This window comes from Paraburkholderia sp. SIMBA_053, assembly GCF_046534895.1.
Taxonomy (GTDB): Bacteria; Pseudomonadota; Gammaproteobacteria; order Burkholderiales; family Burkholderiaceae; genus Paraburkholderia; species Paraburkholderia caledonica.
The window spans coordinates 1-261 of sequence record NZ_JAWRXU010000963.1 but is presented as its reverse complement, the minus strand read 5'-3'; the positions used below and the strand labels follow the sequence as shown (position 1 = coordinate 261).

The window sequence follows — 261 nt, the reverse complement described above, 5'->3', positions numbered from 1 at the left end:
GGATCGAACTTGCCCTGCGCGGTGAATTTGCCGAACTTGCCTTCGACCGGCACGTTCATCTGCTTCGACGTAGCCGTCACCGAACTCTTCGCGGCGTCGACCTGGGCCAGCGCGCCGCCGGCCGCGGTCAGCGAGGCTGCGGCAAACGCCGCCAGCATGTAGCGATAAAACGAGACCTTCATGGTGGTCCTTATTTGAGGAAGGGAATCATGCGCGACAGCAGCCCGTCGCGGTCCAGCCACTGATGCTTGAGCGCCGCCG

The 261-nt window shown here is 63.6% G+C and carries 2 pseudogenes; both read right to left on the bottom strand.

Features of this window, described 5'->3' with window-relative positions:
- A pseudogene (locus tag SB753_RS38470) lies at positions 1 to 182 on the bottom strand (polyisoprenoid-binding protein); the annotation flags it as partial.
- An 8-nt stretch (positions 183 to 190) separates the two neighbouring features.
- Positions 191 to 261: pseudogene (locus tag SB753_RS38465) on the bottom strand (cytochrome b); the annotation flags it as partial.